Below are 16,780 nucleotides of genomic sequence, written 5' to 3'. Positions count from 1 at the left end.
GCCGATAGCCAAACATAGCAACTTAAGCCTGGCCTTGCCCCCCTCAGTTGGGGCCGTGGTCAACGGACCAGGCCCGAGGCGATACCCTATGGAGCCGCCGCGAGTGTAAATCAGGCTCGCCGCCTTTCTCTGCAGCGACTGGCGTTACCGTATGCCCGTTTTAGCGCCAGTGAATCCTGGATAGCGGCATTCTCACCCGCATGCCGGGCGGACAGGGCGGACAGCCGAGTTGCCTCGGTCGCTCGGCCGGTCCGCTCATGCGCACGATTATTTTTTGCGATCATAATCGAAGGAGAATCCTGGAAAGAAAGGCAAAGCCAGATTGATAAAAGGATCGCCTTTGCCAATTTTATACCGACGATAGAACTGGCCGAGTGAGCCGCCCTGCGATTTGTTGTCCGACCCTGGAACGCCTCGCAACGAAACGCCACCCAGGTTATACATGGTGTTACCGCCATTGTAAGTGGATGCATAGGGGTACTCGTCGCAGTCATACCCTATGGGTCGATTGCCACACAGCGTCGAGCTGTTTCTGATGCTCGGCCTCACGTCGTTACGGTTTGGGCCTTTGATCAAGATGAAGGGCAGCGGGTAAGGCACTTCAGAGGAGGTACCGCCATTACCCATTAGCGAATCCAGGATATGCGTGGAGGTCTGCGGGCTGGACATCCCATTGACGATGACCGGGATTTTCCTGAGGTAGCACTTGCTTTTTGACAGTTTACACTGGAGGGCCAGGCTGGTGAGGATTTGCGCCATCCCCGCATTGCCAAAGGCTACCGAATCCGGCCCTCCCCTCCAGCGTTCGACTGCGGCGTTTAGCACCGGCGACAACAACGCCTGGGAGAACATACTGGATATTTCCATGCGCACCATGCTCATGGCCGCCATCTGCGCCATGCCACTGATCCCTCCCATGCTATCAGCCAAGCCGAAGTTACCGCTGGGATCGATATGATTGACCGGGTCGGCGTTGCCATAGAGGTACTTGTTCAAGGTCAGCGGAATCTTGCGCGCGCCGGGGTGTTCATCCATGGAGATAAAACGACCCAGGCGCGGGTCATAGTCGCGTGCCCGCAGGTAGTACAACCCGGTCTCGGTATCGAACAACTCGCCGGTGTAACCATGAGCGACTGCAGCGGCCGCGCTGCCCGTCTGCTGGGCGCCGAAGGCGTCGTAGTGGTACACATCGCCCTGGTTGCCCGTCAGCGCCAGCCGCGTTGAGCCCTGGCCATCGGCGAGGTACAGGGTATTCTGCGCACCTTGCCGGTGCTGCAGCAACTCACCCGCGCCGTCCGGCGTGTGCACGTACCAGCGTTCCTGCCACGCACCTGCATTGACCCGGGTGCGCTCAACCAACACTTCGCTGTACGGACGCTGGCTGTCGATCAGGTACTGGGTCTCGGTCTGGCTGCTGCCGTTACTGACCACACGCTTGATCCGGCGACCCTGGGGGTTGTAGCCGTAGGCAATGGTCTTGCTGCCGTCCTCGATTTTGAGCAACAGGTTATCGACACTCCAGGTGTAACGCAGGGTCCTGGCGGGGCTGGTTTTCTGGCTCAGGTTGCCCCGCGCGTCCCAGGCGTAATCGGTCGTGCCCAGCTGGCTGTCGACTTCCTGGATCAGCCGGTCGTTGCCGTCGTAGCGGTACTGGGTGACCGGGCCGCTATTGCTGACACTGCGCTGCAGGCGATTGCCCACCGCGTCGTACTGGTAGCTGACCGTGCGGTCCAGGGCCGTAGGCGAGGTCTGTACAACGCGCTCCTGCAGCAGCTTGCCACTTTCGTCATAGACATAGCTGAGGGTGCGGGCATGGGTCGCGGAGCCCTTGATCAGCTCCACCACCTGTTTGCGCTTGCCATTGGCATCCAGTGTGTAATCGAACTGCGCCAGGATGCTGCCATCGGCCCGCAGGTGTTCGATACCCAGCAGCCGGTTGGCCGCGTCGTAACGGTACTGGCTGCGACTGCCGTCGGCTCGCGCAACCTGGCTGCGATTGCCCGCCGCGTCGTAACTGAAGGTGGTCACTCCGCCATCAGGCGCCGTCAACCGCTGCACACGGTTCAGCGGATCGTAGCTAACCTGGATCCGTTGATTGCCCCAGGCCAGCTCGGCGCGGTTGCCATTCTCATCCCACTGGTAAGCCAGGTCGGCCGCAAGGTCCGAACCGAGCAGCGCACTGGTGTGGGTGGTGCGCTCAGCTGTCACCTGGCCATTGGCGTCCAGGACATAACCCTGGCTGCCATAAGCACTGTCCGTCAGGCCATCCAACCGACCGTGGACGTCATAGCTGCGGCTCAGGCTGGCACCATCGCTGCGAACCGTTTGCGTGGCTTTGCCGCCCGCATCGTACCCGTGGGTGGACCGCAGCCCGTCGAAGTCGATGTACGCCACCAGGCGTCCGACGGCGTCGTATTCCAGGCGCTCCTGTTGAGCATCGGGCAGGGTTCGGCTGACCGGTCGCCCGGCCACATCGTAGCCATAGTGAGTACGCCGACCTTCGGCATCGGTCTGGCTCAGCAACTGGCCCTGTTCGTTCCACTGGTAACTGGTGACTTCACCCAGGGCATCGGTCACCGAAGCAATACGACCCAGTGGATCGTGGGTAAAGGTCACGACCGCACCCAGCGCATCGGTTTCACTGATGCGCTGACCTGCGGCGTTGTAACCGAACACCACTTTGCTGCCGTTGGCCAACTCGGTGCTGATACGCTGATTGATCAAGTTGTAACTGTGCAAGGTCATCTGGTCGTTGCCGTCGATTTCCTTGACCAGATTGCCAGCCAGGTCGTACTCCAGGCGACTCTGGTTACCAGCAGCATCGGTGACGCTGGTTTGACGACCAGAGGCGTCATAGGTAAAGCGGGTCAAAGCGCCGCGGGCGTCGGTACTGGTTTCCAGCTGCCCAGCAGCGTTGTAACTGCTATAAACGACATGCCCCATGGGGTCGGTGACCTGGGTGGGTTGGTCAAGCGCATCGTAAAGGGTTTTCCGACACAGACTGCCGTCGCCGCTGCAACTGTCGGTCTCGTTACCATTATTGTCGTAGGCCCAAGTGTCCACCCGCCCATCCGGATAGCTGGATCGAGTTTGCTCGCCGCGTGCATTATAAGCATGCAGGATTACCCGACCCTGCGGATCAGTTTCCTGTATCCGCTGGCCCAATGGATCGTATTGGTAACGGGTAAGGTTGCCGGATGGATCGCGCAGGCTCAGCAGATTACCTTTGGCGTCGTAAGTTTTGGTCGTGTCTACAGTGACCGCAGGCTGCCCCGGCGCCAGCTTCACCGGTTGACTGGTGGAGATGACGTTACCGGAGGCGTCGTAGCCGAAACGGGTCAAACTGCCATCTGCGAGGGTCTCGCTCTGTTTGAGCGTCGCACCGTTGATTGTCGCGTAGCTGTAGGCGGTGGTATTGCCTGCAGCGTCCTCCAGACTCGCCAAACTGCCCGAGGGCAGATAAGCCAGCTTGGTAGCCTGCCCCGCGGCATTGGTGATCGTACTCAGCTCACCATTCTGGGTGAAACCGTTAACCGTCACCTGCCCCGCCGAGTCAGTGAAAGAGGCGACCTGACCCTGTGGGGAGTAGCTGGTGGCGATGCTGCGACCCGATGCATCGGTTTCGCGTGTCACGTTACCCTGGTTATCGTAGGTCCGCGTAATCTTGTGTCCCAGCGGGTCAACGACTTCGATCTCGTTGTCACTGCTGTCGTACTTGTACTGGGTCAGACCACCCTTGGCATCGGTGACACTGCTGATATTGCCGCGTTCATCATAGGCATAGACTGTGCTATTGCCGTTGCGGTCCTTGATGGTTTGCTTGCGGTTGGCTGGGTCACTTACGATGACCACCGCATGGCCCTCGGCGTCGGTCTGTTTGACCACCCGGCCCTGCTCGTCGTACTCCGTCTTGAGCGCCAGCCGCCCCAGGGGATCGGTGTAGTCGGTCAGACCATGAGGCACTTTTGCGTTGGTATAGCTGTAGCGCGAGGTAATCGACAACGGGTCGGTGGCTGACTGTAAGTTCCCGGCGGTGTCGTAAGCATAGCGATAGCTGCGTCCACCAGGGCCGTCTATGGCGGTGATGCGGCCTTGGCCGTCGCGGGTGAAGGCCAACGACCAGCCACTGGAATGGCTGATGCCGTTTTTACCGAATTGCAGGGTGTTGCCCGCACGGTCCTTGATATGCTCAATGCCGAAATCCTGGCGCAGCTGGTATTCGGTACCGTCCTGCAAGGTCAGCCGGAACTGGCGAGGGTTAAACGTATCGGTGGTGCCCATGTCGAACAGGTCACCGCCATTGACACGGATGTCGCCATAACCCAGGGCTTCCAGTTTGGAGCCGCTTTTATTGCTGGCTTTCGGGGTGAAAGCCAGAGATACGGTGGGGTTGGACGCCCATTGCAGAACCGAGACACATTCCGGGCTCGCGCGCATTTCGAACTGTTCAAGGCCACCGTCGGGCAGCCGCACCGAAGCCACCCTGGAACCGCCCGGGGTCACGCACATCTTGCGGTTGAAACCACTCCCCACCTGTTGCAGAACCCAGCTGCGACCAAGCACACCATTGGTCTGCAACCACAGGTCCTGGTAATCCACGCTCCAGCCATAACCGAAGTCCAGATTTTGCATGCGTTTGAGGGAATCATAGGTACGGCGCACCTTCAGCGGCAGACCTTCCACCTCGAACGACAGGTCTTCGAAGGTCAAGGCCAAGGGAGCGGTCTTGCGCTCGCCCTGCACCGCCAGGGTGATCTTGGCGCTGCTTTCCTTGCCCGACAGGTCGCGTACGATCAGTGCAATGTCATACAAGCCATTGGCGATGGTTTCGGGATCGAAGGCGCCCAGGACGCCGTGGCTGACGCCAGTCTCGGAGCGATTGAGCTCCGTCCAGTCACCTTGACCGGCGGGCGAGATCAAGAGCCTGTAGTCGGCCAACTGGCTATCGGTCGCCGTACCAACAATTACGGTGGGTGCCAGCACGTCAGCGACGCTGATATCGCTGGAGTCGCCCGGTGCGGATATCACCGCGACCGGGTTGTCGCCATCCGCCGGATCGACGACCGAGAACCAATCCACCAGCGTGACGGTTTTACCCTGGCCATCGCGCAGCACCGCCTTGACCGCATGTCGACCGAGCACGGACGACGCGAAGCCATGTTTCAGGCTGGCGTCGAGGGGTACCGCGACCCCGTCGACGGTGAACTGATCGACGCTGTAAGGTGCCTTGCCCCCCGTGGGGAGCAGCTGCAGGACCGCGGTTTGCCCGGCCTGGACAAAACGCGGACTGGCGCTGAACGTCGCGGCAAATTCGGCGACCACGGCGGCCCTGACGGTCAGGGTCCAGCTTTGCTGGGCGCTGAGCTGGCCATCGGAAACCTCAACCTTGAGGCTGTAGCTGCCCTCGCTGACGGCGGTCCCGCTGATCACGCCGCTCGACGATACGGCGAATCCAGCTGGCGCGCCGCTCAGCGCATAACTCAGCGTATCGCCCTGGGCATCGCTGGCCTGCACCGCGTACTGATAGGCCTGCCCCACGCTGCCCTGGGTAACGGGCTGGCTATTGATGGTCGGTGAGGTGTTGGCACCACCGACCTGCAGGGTGAAGCTCTGAGTTGCCGTACCGCCGCGGTTGTCGCTGACGCTCAGCGCCACCGGATGCGCGCCGGACACCGGTGTGCTCCAGGCGAGCAGACCGCTGGCGGACAAGCTCATGCCCGCCGGGGCCGTGTTCAAGTGGTACGTCAGGCTATCGCCATCGGCGTCCTGGGCCACCACCTGGTAGCCATAGGCAGCCCCCGGCGCGGCACGCGATACCACAGCGCTGACGATGGTTGGCGCCCGGTTGGTCGCCAGCGGCACGCTCAGGCTGTAGGTCTGGATCTGCCCTGCGCCCTGGCTATCGAGCACTTTCACGCTGACCGAATGGCTGCCGGTCTGAGCGGCGCTGGGCGTCCAATGCACTTCGCCGCCAGGCATCATCAGCATGCCGGCAGGGCCACTGACCAGGCTAAAGGTCAAGCTGTCACCCTCGGGATCGGTGGCGCTCAACTGATAGCGGTACGGGCTGCCCACCGCGGCGACCAGTCCTGGCGTTGAGTCGATCTGCGGGGGTTGGTTGGTGGGCGCCGCCACGACTTGCACCTGCCAGCGCTGGGTGACCTTATTGTGCGCGGCGTCCATCACTTCGATCGCCAGGGTGTGCAACCCCACATCGGCCGCGGTGGTGGGCCAGCTGAGCTGATTACCGACCATCTGAACAGCAGACGGACCCTCGCTGGAACGGTAGGTCAGCGCCTCGCTGGCCGGATCCTGGGCGATAACCGCATAGCCATAGGTAACGCCAGCGGTGACCTGAGACGACGGTGTACTGCTGATGGTCGGGGGCGGATTGCCAAAGGCCGCCACGCTGATGACAAAGCGTTGCAGGGTACTGCCGCCGCGTCCGTCAGCGACTTCGATCTCCACCGCAAAGGCACCGGCCAGGGTAATGCCCGGCTTCCAGCTGACCTTGCCGGTCGCCGGATCGAGGGTCATCCCCGCAGGTGCCGTGCGCAACGACCAGGTCAGGTTGTCGCCATCGGCATCGGTGGCGGCTGCCTGATAGCCATAGACCGCGGGATACGCCACGGCGGTGGGCGGACTGCTGGTGAACAACGGCGCGTTGTTGGCTGTATCAGTCACCTTGATCCGGTATGCCTGGAGCCCGGTGTTGCCATTTGGGTCGGTCGCCTGCAGGCTGACTTCATAGTCGCCAACGGTACCGGACAGCCACTGCACCTGGCCGGTGGCGGCGTCCACGGTCATGCCCGTCGGGCCCTTGACCAGGGCATAGGTCACGGCGTCGCCATCATCGTCCTTGGCCAACGCCCGGTACTGGTACGGCATGCCGGACGTGCCGTTGAGTACGGGTAAGGAGACAAAATGCGGCTTGCCTTCAACCTCGACAACCAGCTGCTGGCGGTCGCGCAAGCCGCGCACATCGCTGACCAGCAGGGTAATCGGGTAGCGACCGGGCTGCGGGTTGGACCAGTGAACATTGCCGCTGGCATCGATGCTCATTCCCTGTGCCTGGCTGGCCATGCTGTACAGCAGCGCATCGCCATCGGCATCGGTCGCGGTGATCCGGTGGGAGAATGCTCTACCGGCGGGTAGCCGCAATGGCGGTTTGTTGGTGATAACCGGCGCACGATTGCCATCGGTGACGTTGACCGCGAAGGCCTGGCCGGCCACATGCCCGTGGCCGTCCTCGACGCCCAGGTTGACCCGGTAGATACCAGGTGCGGTAGGTTGCCATTCCAGTAAGCCCTGACTGCCCAGGGTCATGCCCAGCGGCGCATGATGCAGGGTGAACGCGAGGGTATCCTGATCCGCGTCCTGAACCAGGGGTTGATAGCGGTAACGGTCGCGCAGGTCGAGCGACAAGGGGGGCTGGCTGGTGAAATACGGCGCGCGATTCAGTGGATCGCCGACCGTCCAGTGCTTCGGCGCAACGCCGGCAATTTCGCCGGAGGCACAGGTCTCGTGACCGTCCACGTCCAGGGCGCGCACGCTGTAGTAATACGGGGTATCGGCCTGCACCGAGCGGTCCAGCCAGGTGGCATGCCGGGAGCTGGTGGTTGCCACCCGCACATAGGGCCCCAGGATCGATTCGGCGCGGTAAATGGCGTACTGCGCAGCACCGTTGTCGCTCCAGGTCAGCTGGATATTGCCCGGCTTGCCGCGCACCTCCAGGTCGTTGATGCAACTGCCCTGAGGTGGGATGGCCAGCGAACCAAAGGCATCGACATAGACGTAGCCGCCGTGACCGCCGGCCGAGCAATCGGCGGCCAGGGTGCGAATCTCCAACTCCTGACCCAGGCTGGTTTCCGGGATCAGGATATCCACGTCGATAAAGGGCGTGGAGCGCCAGGTGCTGCCTTGGTAGATGGTGGTGAAAAACACCCGCCCCGGCTGGTTGGAATAGGCGAAATCGTCGTACAAGGTGACGTTGCTGGCCAGGTCCTTGAGCTGAACGTGAAAGTACGGCTGCTCGTTAGGCCCGTGAGCCGGGTCTTCCAGCACCGCCGCATAACTGAAGCGCAAGTGCAGGCGGCCATCGGCCGGGTCGCGATCGGCCTCGGTCACTCGTGCCCGTTGGCTGACGGCGTTCAGCCGTGCACCGTTGACCTCGTCATTGATTTTCGCCGACAGGTTGCCCTGGCGCGCCAGGATCAGGTGAGGCGCGCGCGGGTCGAGTGTGCCATCGACGATGCTGAACAGCGTGGCATCACCGCCACCGCCAATATTGATGCTGGTGGCTGAGAACGGCGCGTTGCCGCTGAGGCCCGGGTTGCTGCCGGTGATCTTGGTCCAGCCGTCGAAACCCTTGCTCTCGAAATCGCCGTTGTCGAAAATCGCCTGGGCATCGGTCGCCACGCTCGCCGAACCAACCAGCAGGATCATCGCCAAAGGAACAGCAAACGGGGCGCTGCCACGACGGCGAATCCGCGTCAGCAGCGGCAGCAACAGCACCAATGCAAGCAGCCCGTACCCGGACAGGCCGGGTACCGGAACTATGCCGCCACCGTGGGGATTGCCCGGGTTGTTCGGGTCATTGGGGTCGGGCGGACAACCGGGGCCTACGCAGGGTGCCGCGGCCAACTTGGCGTAAAACTGGAAGTGCATCTCCCCCCCACCCTCGACATCGGCGTGCAGCGTCCCCGCGCCGGCCGCGCCCGCATAGCGGGCCGTCAGGGTTACGGTCTGGCCCGCCTTGAGCTCCGGAACCAGCAACGAATGAGCGATGGCTACATCGTCGGGGTCGGCTAGGGAGAAAGCCGACAGATTCTGCAAATTGCCACTGACCGCACGCGCCAGCAGGTCCCCGGAGTAATACCCCAGTTCACTGATCTCCCATTTATCGGCCGCGATATGCTCGGCGGGTGCGGAAAGAAACGACGTTTCGGCCAGCTCATTGAAAAAAGTGTTGTCGGCGGCAGAAAGATCGCTGTCGAGCAACGAGGTAAAACGAAGCCCCGCGAGGCTTTTCCCACTGACATTTTTGATCAGCCAACGCCACTCGAGCTCATTAGGATCGTCCTTGACCCGTACAAAACTGGTTTCCAGTCCCAATACCCTTAAACCAGCAAACTCCTCGGGGATGCGACGGTCTTCGGCAGTGCCCCCGACGGCGGTGGCGAACAGGCTCAAGCGCTCCTGGGTGAACTTCGCCTGCGCCATACCCTGGTTGGCGCTCGTCACCAGCACCAGGGCGAATAGGTACTTGGCCAGGCCCAGGCAGTTGCGCAGATTGCAGCGGAAGTTCATTCGATAACCCATGCTAATTACTTCAAGCTGCCTCAACCGCTTGCACGGGACGCAGGACTTAGTTCGTATGTCGGAAGGATTCAGGCAGGACGGCACCAGGCGATCCGGAGGACCGGTGGTAACGTCATGGGGGACTCGGCGAATGGTCTCGATGGACCTGCAGCCAGGGGTGGCGCCCGCTTCATCCAAGGAGAAGCAGCGCAGCGTAGACCGGCAAGGTCCGCGCAGAAAAAAGAAGCGTTCATCTCAGTTCCCTTGAAAGCGATCCGACATCCCTGCAACAATTATTGAACAACTGACAAAAGCGTACAGGACCCTCACCAGACTGTCCTGAGCCCCATGATGAAAATGCGTGGCCGTACACAGGCCGGCAAGGGTGGCTGAACTTTGCGTGCCGCGAACCTGTACCAACGCACAGTTTTTCGATTCCGGCCTTGAGCTGGTTAAGCGGATCAACGCTAGGTGCGTCGATGCGAAGCAAGCGTTGACGTTAGCACCGGTGACACGCTTCCATGGCGTTGCGTCCAGGATCTCGACAATCTGCCTGGGTTCTACCAAGAACGGCCATAAGGTAATTGCATCATGAACCACCGGATTGAATGCCAGTGCGGCAAGCTAAAGGGTGATCTCGATCAGCATGCCTGGGTCAATCACGCGGTCTGTTTCTGTGCTGATTGCCAGGCGTTCGCGCATTTCCTCGGCCGCGCCGACCAATTGCTGGATGCCCAAGGGGGCTCCTCGGTGCTGCAGACCCAACCCCGGCACCTGCGGTTCAGCGAGGGTGTGGAACACCTGGCGTGTATGCGCCTGACCGACAACGGCATGCTGCGCTGGTACAGCAGCTGCTGCCAGACGCCGATCGGCAATACCTTGGCCACACCTAAAGTGTCGTTTATCGGGCTGATCACCGACTGCCTGAAGCTGACACCGGTCGAGCTGGAACAGGCCTTCGGGCCGGTGCGCATGCAGGTGAACACCGGCTCGGCCAAGGGCGAGCCAAAGCCGCCCCGCCACGGTCTGTTAGCAGGCATGCTGCGCGTCGCTGGGCTGATACTGCGGGCACGCCTGAACGGCAGCTACCGGCAGACCGCCTTTTTCGACGCCACCACCGGACAGCCGATCAAGGCGCCCAAGGTCCTCAGCCCGGTGCAATGGCAGCGCCTGCGGCAGGCGCTTTGAGCGAGGTCACCCGAGGGCGAGACCCGTGGCTGCAGGAGGTCCCTGAGCCTTGTCTTAGAGTGCCCGTGGCGTCGCCTGCAAACCGTTACGAAGCCCCCCCGACCGCTATCAATCAAGGAGCAGCGCTTGGAAACCCTGATCATTGGCCTGTTCGCCGGAGTCTTTGGATTGGCCTACTTCACCTATGGCAAGAAGCAAGGACGGCCGGTTGCGATGGGCTGCGGAGTAGCGCTGTGTGTCTATCCCTACCTGATCGAAAACCCGTGGGGGCTGGCGGCGGTAGGTGGCGCACTGCTGGTTGCGCCCTTTTTATTCGAGCTCTGACTGTAGCCAACAGGCCAGGGGCCGACACTTAACCGACACTGAACCACAGCCTGCTCAACCCAACCTACCCCGTGCGACAGATCCACGGGGTGGTAGCTGCAACGATCAGACCGCCCGGATCAGGTGGTCGAAGGCGCTTAGCGAGGCCTTGGCACCCTCGCCCACGGCGATGACGATCTGCTTGTAAGGCACAGTGGTCACATCGCCGGCAGCGAAGATACCCGGGACCGAGGTCTCCCCACGCGCATCGACGATGATCTCACCGCGCGGCGACAGCTCGATGCTGCCCTTGAGCCAGTCGCTATTGGGCAACAGGCCAATCTGCACGAAAATCCCTTCCAGCTCGACCCGGTGCATCTCCTCGGTGGTGCGGTCTCGGTAAACCAGGCCGTTGACCTTCTGACCATCACCCAGGACTTCGGTGCTCAGGGCGCTTTTGACGACGGTGACATTGGCCAGGCTCGCCAGCTTGCGCTGCAGCACCGCATCGGCACGCAACTGGCTGTCGAACTCGATCAGCGTGACATGGGCCACCAGACCCGCTAGGTCGATGGCTGCCTCCACCCCCGAGTTACCGCCGCCGATCACCGCCACCCGCTTGCCCTTGAACAACGGGCCATCGCAGTGCGGGCAGTAGGCGACGCCACGGCCGCGGTACTGCTGCTCGCCCGGCACATTCATTTCCCGCCAGCGCGCACCGGTCGCCAAGATCAGCGTCTTGGCGCGCAGGGTGGCGCCGTTTTCGAAACGCACCTGGTGCAGCTCGCCAGGCTCAGTGGCCGGAATCAGCGCGGCGGCGCGCTGCAGATTCATGATGTCCACCTCGTACTGGCGGACATGCTCTTCCAGCGCCCGGGCCAGTTTCGGGCCTTCGGTTTCCTGCACCGAGATAAAGTTCTCGATGGCCATGGTGTCGAGCACCTGGCCGCCAAAGCGTTCGGCGGCCACGCCAGTGCGGATGCCCTTGCGCGCGGCATAGATGGCCGCGGCCGCGCCGGCCGGACCGCCGCCGACCACCAGCACGTCGAAGGCAGCCTTGGCCTCGAGTTTCTCGGCGTCACGGGCGCTGGCGCCAGTGTCGAGCTTGGCGAGGATTTCCTCGACACCCATGCGGCCCTGGCCGAACAGTTCGCCGTTCAGGTAGATACTCGGCACCGACATGACCTGGCGTTGCTCGACCTCGTCCTGAAACAGTGCGCCATCGATGGCCACGTGGTGAAAATTCGGGTTGAGCACCGCCATCAGGTTCAGCGCCTGAACCACGTCCGGACAGTTCTGGCAGGACAGCGAGAAATAGCTCTCGAAGTGGAACTGGCCTTCGATCGCGCGAATCTGCTCGAGGGTCGCGGCATCCAGCTTGGACGGATGGCCGCCCACCTGCAGCAGGGCCAGTACCAGGGACGTGAACTCATGCCCCATGGGAATGCCGGCGAAGCGCAGGTCGATAGTGCCATCTGGACGGTTGAGGGCAAAGGACGGCGTGCGGCGGTCGCTGCCGTCGGTTTTCAGGGCGATCTTGTCGCTCAGGCCGACTATTTCCTGCAGCAACGCGAGCAACTCCTCGGATTTCGCCCCGTCATCGAGGGACGCGACGATCTCGAACGGCAGAACGACTTTTTCCAGGTAGGCCTTCAACTGGGTTTTAAGCGTGGCGTCCAACATAACGGGGTTCCTTTTTACTAAATTCGGAGACAACAACGCCCGAGCGGTTCACGCCCGGGCGTTAGGGCACTGGCAGGGCTGGGTTACAGCCCTCAAGCGCATGGTTCGGCTGAGAAAAGGGATTGAAAGCGCCGCGAGCGAAGGCTAGGCAAGGCGAAATCAGACGAGGGCGCGGAGTTTACGAGCTGTAAATGAGCAAGCCCGAGTCTGATTTCAACGCTGCATAGCCGAGCGCAGCAGCTTTCAACCCGTTTTTAGATTTTGCCGACCAGGTCGAGCGACGGCGCCAAAGTGGCTTCGCCTTCTTTCCACTTGGCTGGGCACACTTCACCCGGGTGGCTGGCGGTGTACTGGGCAGCCTTCAGCTTGCGCAGCGTCTCGGAGACGTCGCGGGCGATTTCGTTGGAATGGATTTCCACGGTCTTGATCACGCCTTCCGGGTTGATCAGGAAGGTGCCGCGCAGCGCCAGGCCTTCTTCCTCGATATGCACGCCAAACGCGCGGGTCAGGGCGTGGGTCGGGTCGCCAATCAGCGGGAACTGGGCCTTACCGACGGCTGGGGAAGTTTCGTGCCAGACCTTGTGGGAAAAATGGGTGTCGGTGGTCACGATGTAAATTTCGGTGCCCGCCGCGCTGAAGGCTGCGTAGTTGTTGGCAGCGTCCTCGATTTCAGTCGGGCAGTTGAAGGTGAAGGCGGCTGGCATGAAGATCAAAACAGACCACTTGCCTTTCAGCGATTGCTCGGTGACTTCAATAAACTTGCCGTTGTGAAACGCGTTGGCTTTGAAAGGTTTGACTTCGGTGTTGATCAGAGACATGTGCAAGATCCTCATGGGTTGGAAAACGACAGGAGGAATCTTAAGTCAGATGGCGGTAAAGATCTTATTGATTGAAGGCATCGAGTTGATTGATTTACCTAATCGAACTCTCTGTCACCCTTAACTCGGCAAGATTCTCGTGGCTGCGCGGCCCCGCTCATACACCTCACGCCATTGTTGGGCACCCCGACGCTGATGCATCGACCGCTGCACTCCCACGCGGAGCATGGGAACGATCGATGCATATTCACATGTACAGCATTAACTCAAGCTGTCATCGATCCGCAGCACCAGCTTGCCCGCGACCTGGTTGGTCGCCAGTTCGTCGAACGCGGCATTGGCATCTGCCGCGGCAAAGGTCTTGGCCAACTGGGGATTCAGGCGGCCCTCGGTAAACAAGGGCCAGACCTGCTGCCCCAGGTCCGCCAACAGGTCTGCCTTGAATTGCTCATCACGGCTGCGCAGCGTCGACCCGGTCAGCTGAACCCGCTTGGCCAACATCAACCCCAGGTCGAACGACGCCTCGCGCCCCCCCATCAAACCGATCAACAGCCAACGTCCGTCGAGGGCCAGCAACTGCAAATTCAACGCCGCGTACTCGCCGCCCACCGGATCGAGGATCAGGTCGAAAGGGCCGAAATCACGCAGGCTCTGCAGGGTTTCGCCGCGCATCACGCCGCCCTGGGCACCCAAGGCCTCGCAATAGGCCAGGCGCTCGGCAGAGCCGACGCTGACCCAGCAAGGACTGCCAAAGGCCTTGCACAGCTGGATGGCAGCCGAACCGACGCCGCTGGCACCGGCGTGCAACAGCACCTTCTCGCCGGGTTTCAAGCCACCCAACTGAAACAGGTTAAGCCAGGCCGTGGCGTACACCTCCGGTATCGCCGCGGCTTCGACCAGGCTCAGGCCGTCCGGCACGGGCAGGGCGTGACGGGCATCGACCACCACTTCCTCGGCCATGCCGCCACCGGCCAGCAAGGCGCAGACCCGATCGCCGACCTGCCAGGCGCTGCCCGCTCCCACCTCGCTGACAATGCCGGAACACTCCAGGCCGAGGATGTCACTGGCACCGGGTGGCGGCGGGTACAGGCCGGCGCGCTGCAGCAGGTCGGCGCGGTTGAGGCCTGCGGCCGCCACCCGAATGCGAATCTGCCCCACGTCGCAGACCGGACTTGGCCGCTGCGCCCACTCCACACGCCCTTCAACGCCTTGCAATGCCTTCACGCTGCCTCCATAGTGAGATCGGACTGAGCCCGGTGCCAAGCGCCGGGTTTTTGCATCATGCGGCCAGGTTCACATGGAACCGGCGCCCCTCAAGACGGCCTAATATGCGTTATCAATTGCCTCCGCGTCGACTCAGCATGCAGCGCTTCATTCCCCGTACCGCCCTCGCCCTGGTCCTGGCCGCCAGCGCCTCGTCATTGTGGGCCACTGTCAGTCCAGGCAATTGGGACTACCTGCAACCCGATCGCGAGCAGGTGACGGCCAGTATCAACGTCGTAGAGTTGCTCAAGCGCCACCATTACAACAAGCCACCGCTCAACGACGAGCGCTCGGTGAAGATCTACGACAGCTATCTGAAGCTGCTTGACCCGGCGCGTAGCTACTTCAGCGCCGCCGATATCGCCGAATTCGACCAGTGGCGCACGCAGTTCGACGACCTGCTGAAAAGCGGCGACCTCAACCCAGGGTTCACCATCTACAAACGCCATCTGCAACGTTTCAGGGAACGGCTCAACTTTGCCCTGTCCGAACTGGACAAAGGCGTCGAAAACTTCGACTTCACGGCTAACGACAGCCTGTTGATCGATCGCGAGAATGCGCCCTGGGCCAAGGACAGTGCCGAGCTGGACGACCTCTGGCGCAAACGTGTCAAGGACGAGGTGCTGCGGCTGAAGATCGCCGGCAAGGACCCCAAGGCCATCCAGGAGTTGTTGGTCAAGCGCTACAAGAACCAGCTGGCGCGCCTGGACCAGACCCGGGGCGAGGACGTGTTCCAGGCCTACATCAACGCCTTCGCGCAGACCTACGACCCCCATACCAACTACCTGTCGCCGGACAGCGCGGAAAACTTCGACATCAACATGAGTTTGTCGCTCGAAGGCATTGGCGCGGTGCTGCAGAGCGACAATGACAACGTCAAGGTTGTCAGCCTGGTGCCCGCCGGGCCGGCGGAAAAGAGCAAGCAGATCGCCCCTGCCGACAAGATCATCGGCGTCGCCCAAGGCAGCAGCGAGATGGTCGATGTGATCGGTTGGCGCCTGGACGAGGTGGTCAAACTGATTCGTGGCCCCAAAGGCTCTCTGGTGCGCCTGGAGGTCATTCCGGCCAGCAATGCCCCCAACGACATGACCAGCAAGGTGGTGGCCATTACCCGCGAAGCGGTCAAGCTGGAGGAGCAGGCGGCCAAGAAATCCATCTTGCACCTGCAGCACGAAGGGCGCGCCTATACGCTTGGCGTGATCGAACTGCCCGCCTTCTATCTGGACTTCAAGGCGTTCCGCGCCGGCGATCCGAATTACAAGAGCACCACCCGCGACGTCAAACGCCTGCTGGTTGAATTGCAGAAAGAAAAAGTCGACGGCGTGGTCATCGACCTGCGCAACAACGGCGGCGGCTCGCTGCAGGAAGCCACCGAACTCACCGGCCTGTTTATCGACCAAGGCCCGACCGTGCTGGTGCGCAACAGCGATGGCGCGGTGGACGTGCTGGCCGATGAAAACGCCGGGATCTTCTACAAGGGCCCGATGGCTGTGCTGGTCAATCGGTTGTCAGCCTCGGCCTCGGAGATTTTTGCCGGTGCCATGCAGGACTACCACCGGGCACTCATTCTCGGTGGCCAGACCTTCGGCAAGGGCACGGTGCAAACCATCCAGGAACTCAACCATGGCGAACTCAAGCTGACCCTGGCCAAGTTCTACCGGGTGTCGGGACAAAGTACCCAACACCAGGGCGTGATTCCGGACATCGAGTACCCGGCGGTGGTGGACACCAAGGAGATTGGCGAAAGCTCGTTGCCCGAAGCCATGCCATGGGACAGCATCCGGCCGGCGATCAAGCCTGAGCTGGATCCGTTCAAACCTTTCCTCGCCGAGCTGAAAAAACGTCACGACAGTCGTACCGAAAACAACCCGGAATTCGTCTTTATCCGTGAACGCCTGGCACTCGCCCAGAAGTTGATGCTGGAAACCAGCGTAAGCCTGAACGAAGCGCAACGTCGGGCTCAGCACGCCAGCATCGAAAGCCAGCAACTGGCCATGGAAAACAGCCGGCGCAAGGGCAAGGGCGAGGACCCGCTCAAAGAGCTGAAAAAGGAAGACGAGGACGCACTGCCGGTCAAACCCGAGAAAATCAAACCCGAGGACGACGCCGAGCTGGCGGAGACCGGCCGCATCCTGATCGATTATCTGGGTCTGAGTCCGGCAGTGGCCAAACACTGACCGAGCGTCATCAAAGGGTCATCGTTCTGTCGTGAAATGCAGGGGCCG

General features: G+C 61.7%; 7 protein-coding genes. 3 read left to right on the top strand and 4 right to left on the bottom strand.

Translation table 11 applies throughout. From position 1 onward, the window contains the following. Positions 1 to 267: 267 nt before the first annotated feature. A complete protein-coding gene (locus ABWY06_RS05470) occupies positions 268 to 9,321 on the bottom strand; it encodes a putative Ig domain-containing protein (RefSeq protein WP_353924557.1) in 9,054 nt (3,017 codons plus the stop codon). A 570-nt stretch (positions 9,322 to 9,891) separates the two neighbouring features. Here ABWY06_RS05470 and ABWY06_RS05465 point away from each other — a divergent pair. Both ABWY06_RS05465 and ABWY06_RS05460 read left to right on the top strand, forming a co-directional pair. Then, entirely contained in the window at positions 9,892 to 10,488 is a 597-nt protein-coding gene (locus tag ABWY06_RS05465; protein ID WP_353924556.1) for a DUF6151 family protein, read from the top strand. 126 nt (positions 10,489 to 10,614) lie between these two features. After that, a complete protein-coding gene (locus ABWY06_RS05460) occupies positions 10,615 to 10,812 on the top strand; it encodes a hypothetical protein (RefSeq protein ID WP_353924555.1) in 198 nt (65 codons plus the stop codon). A 105-nt stretch (positions 10,813 to 10,917) separates the two neighbouring features. On the opposite strand, the gene ahpF is transcribed toward ABWY06_RS05460, so the two are convergent. The 3 genes from ahpF to ABWY06_RS05445 form a co-directional block, all read right to left on the bottom strand. Beyond that, positions 10,918 to 12,474 carry an alkyl hydroperoxide reductase subunit F gene (gene ahpF, locus ABWY06_RS05455; protein ID WP_353924554.1) on the bottom strand — a complete coding sequence of 519 codons (1,557 nt, stop codon included), beginning with the start codon at positions 12,472 to 12,474 and terminating at the stop codon, positions 10,918 to 10,920. Between the two features lie 254 nt (positions 12,475 to 12,728). Next, positions 12,729 to 13,292 carry an alkyl hydroperoxide reductase subunit C gene (gene ahpC, locus ABWY06_RS05450; RefSeq protein ID WP_353924553.1) on the bottom strand — a complete coding sequence of 188 codons (564 nt, stop codon included), beginning with the start codon at positions 13,290 to 13,292 and terminating at the stop codon, positions 12,729 to 12,731. A 261-nt stretch (positions 13,293 to 13,553) separates the two neighbouring features. Beyond that, the gene (locus ABWY06_RS05445) at positions 13,554 to 14,516 is read right to left on the bottom strand and encodes a zinc-binding dehydrogenase (protein ID WP_353924552.1); all 963 of its coding nucleotides are present in this window, start codon (positions 14,514 to 14,516) and stop codon (positions 13,554 to 13,556) included. 137 nt (positions 14,517 to 14,653) lie between these two features. On the opposite strand from ABWY06_RS05445, the gene ABWY06_RS05440 reads away from it, so the two are divergent. Further along, a complete protein-coding gene (locus tag ABWY06_RS05440; protein ID WP_353924571.1) occupies positions 14,654 to 16,732 on the top strand; it encodes a carboxy terminal-processing peptidase in 2,079 nt (692 codons plus the stop codon). Positions 16,733 to 16,780: the final 48 nt, after the last annotated feature.

The sequence above is a fragment of the Pseudomonas sp. genome, assembly GCF_040514055.1.
Classification (GTDB): Bacteria; Pseudomonadota; Gammaproteobacteria; order Pseudomonadales; family Pseudomonadaceae; genus Aquipseudomonas.
Note: the sequence above shows the minus strand (reverse complement) of the source record. Positions and strands in the feature narration are given on the sequence as shown.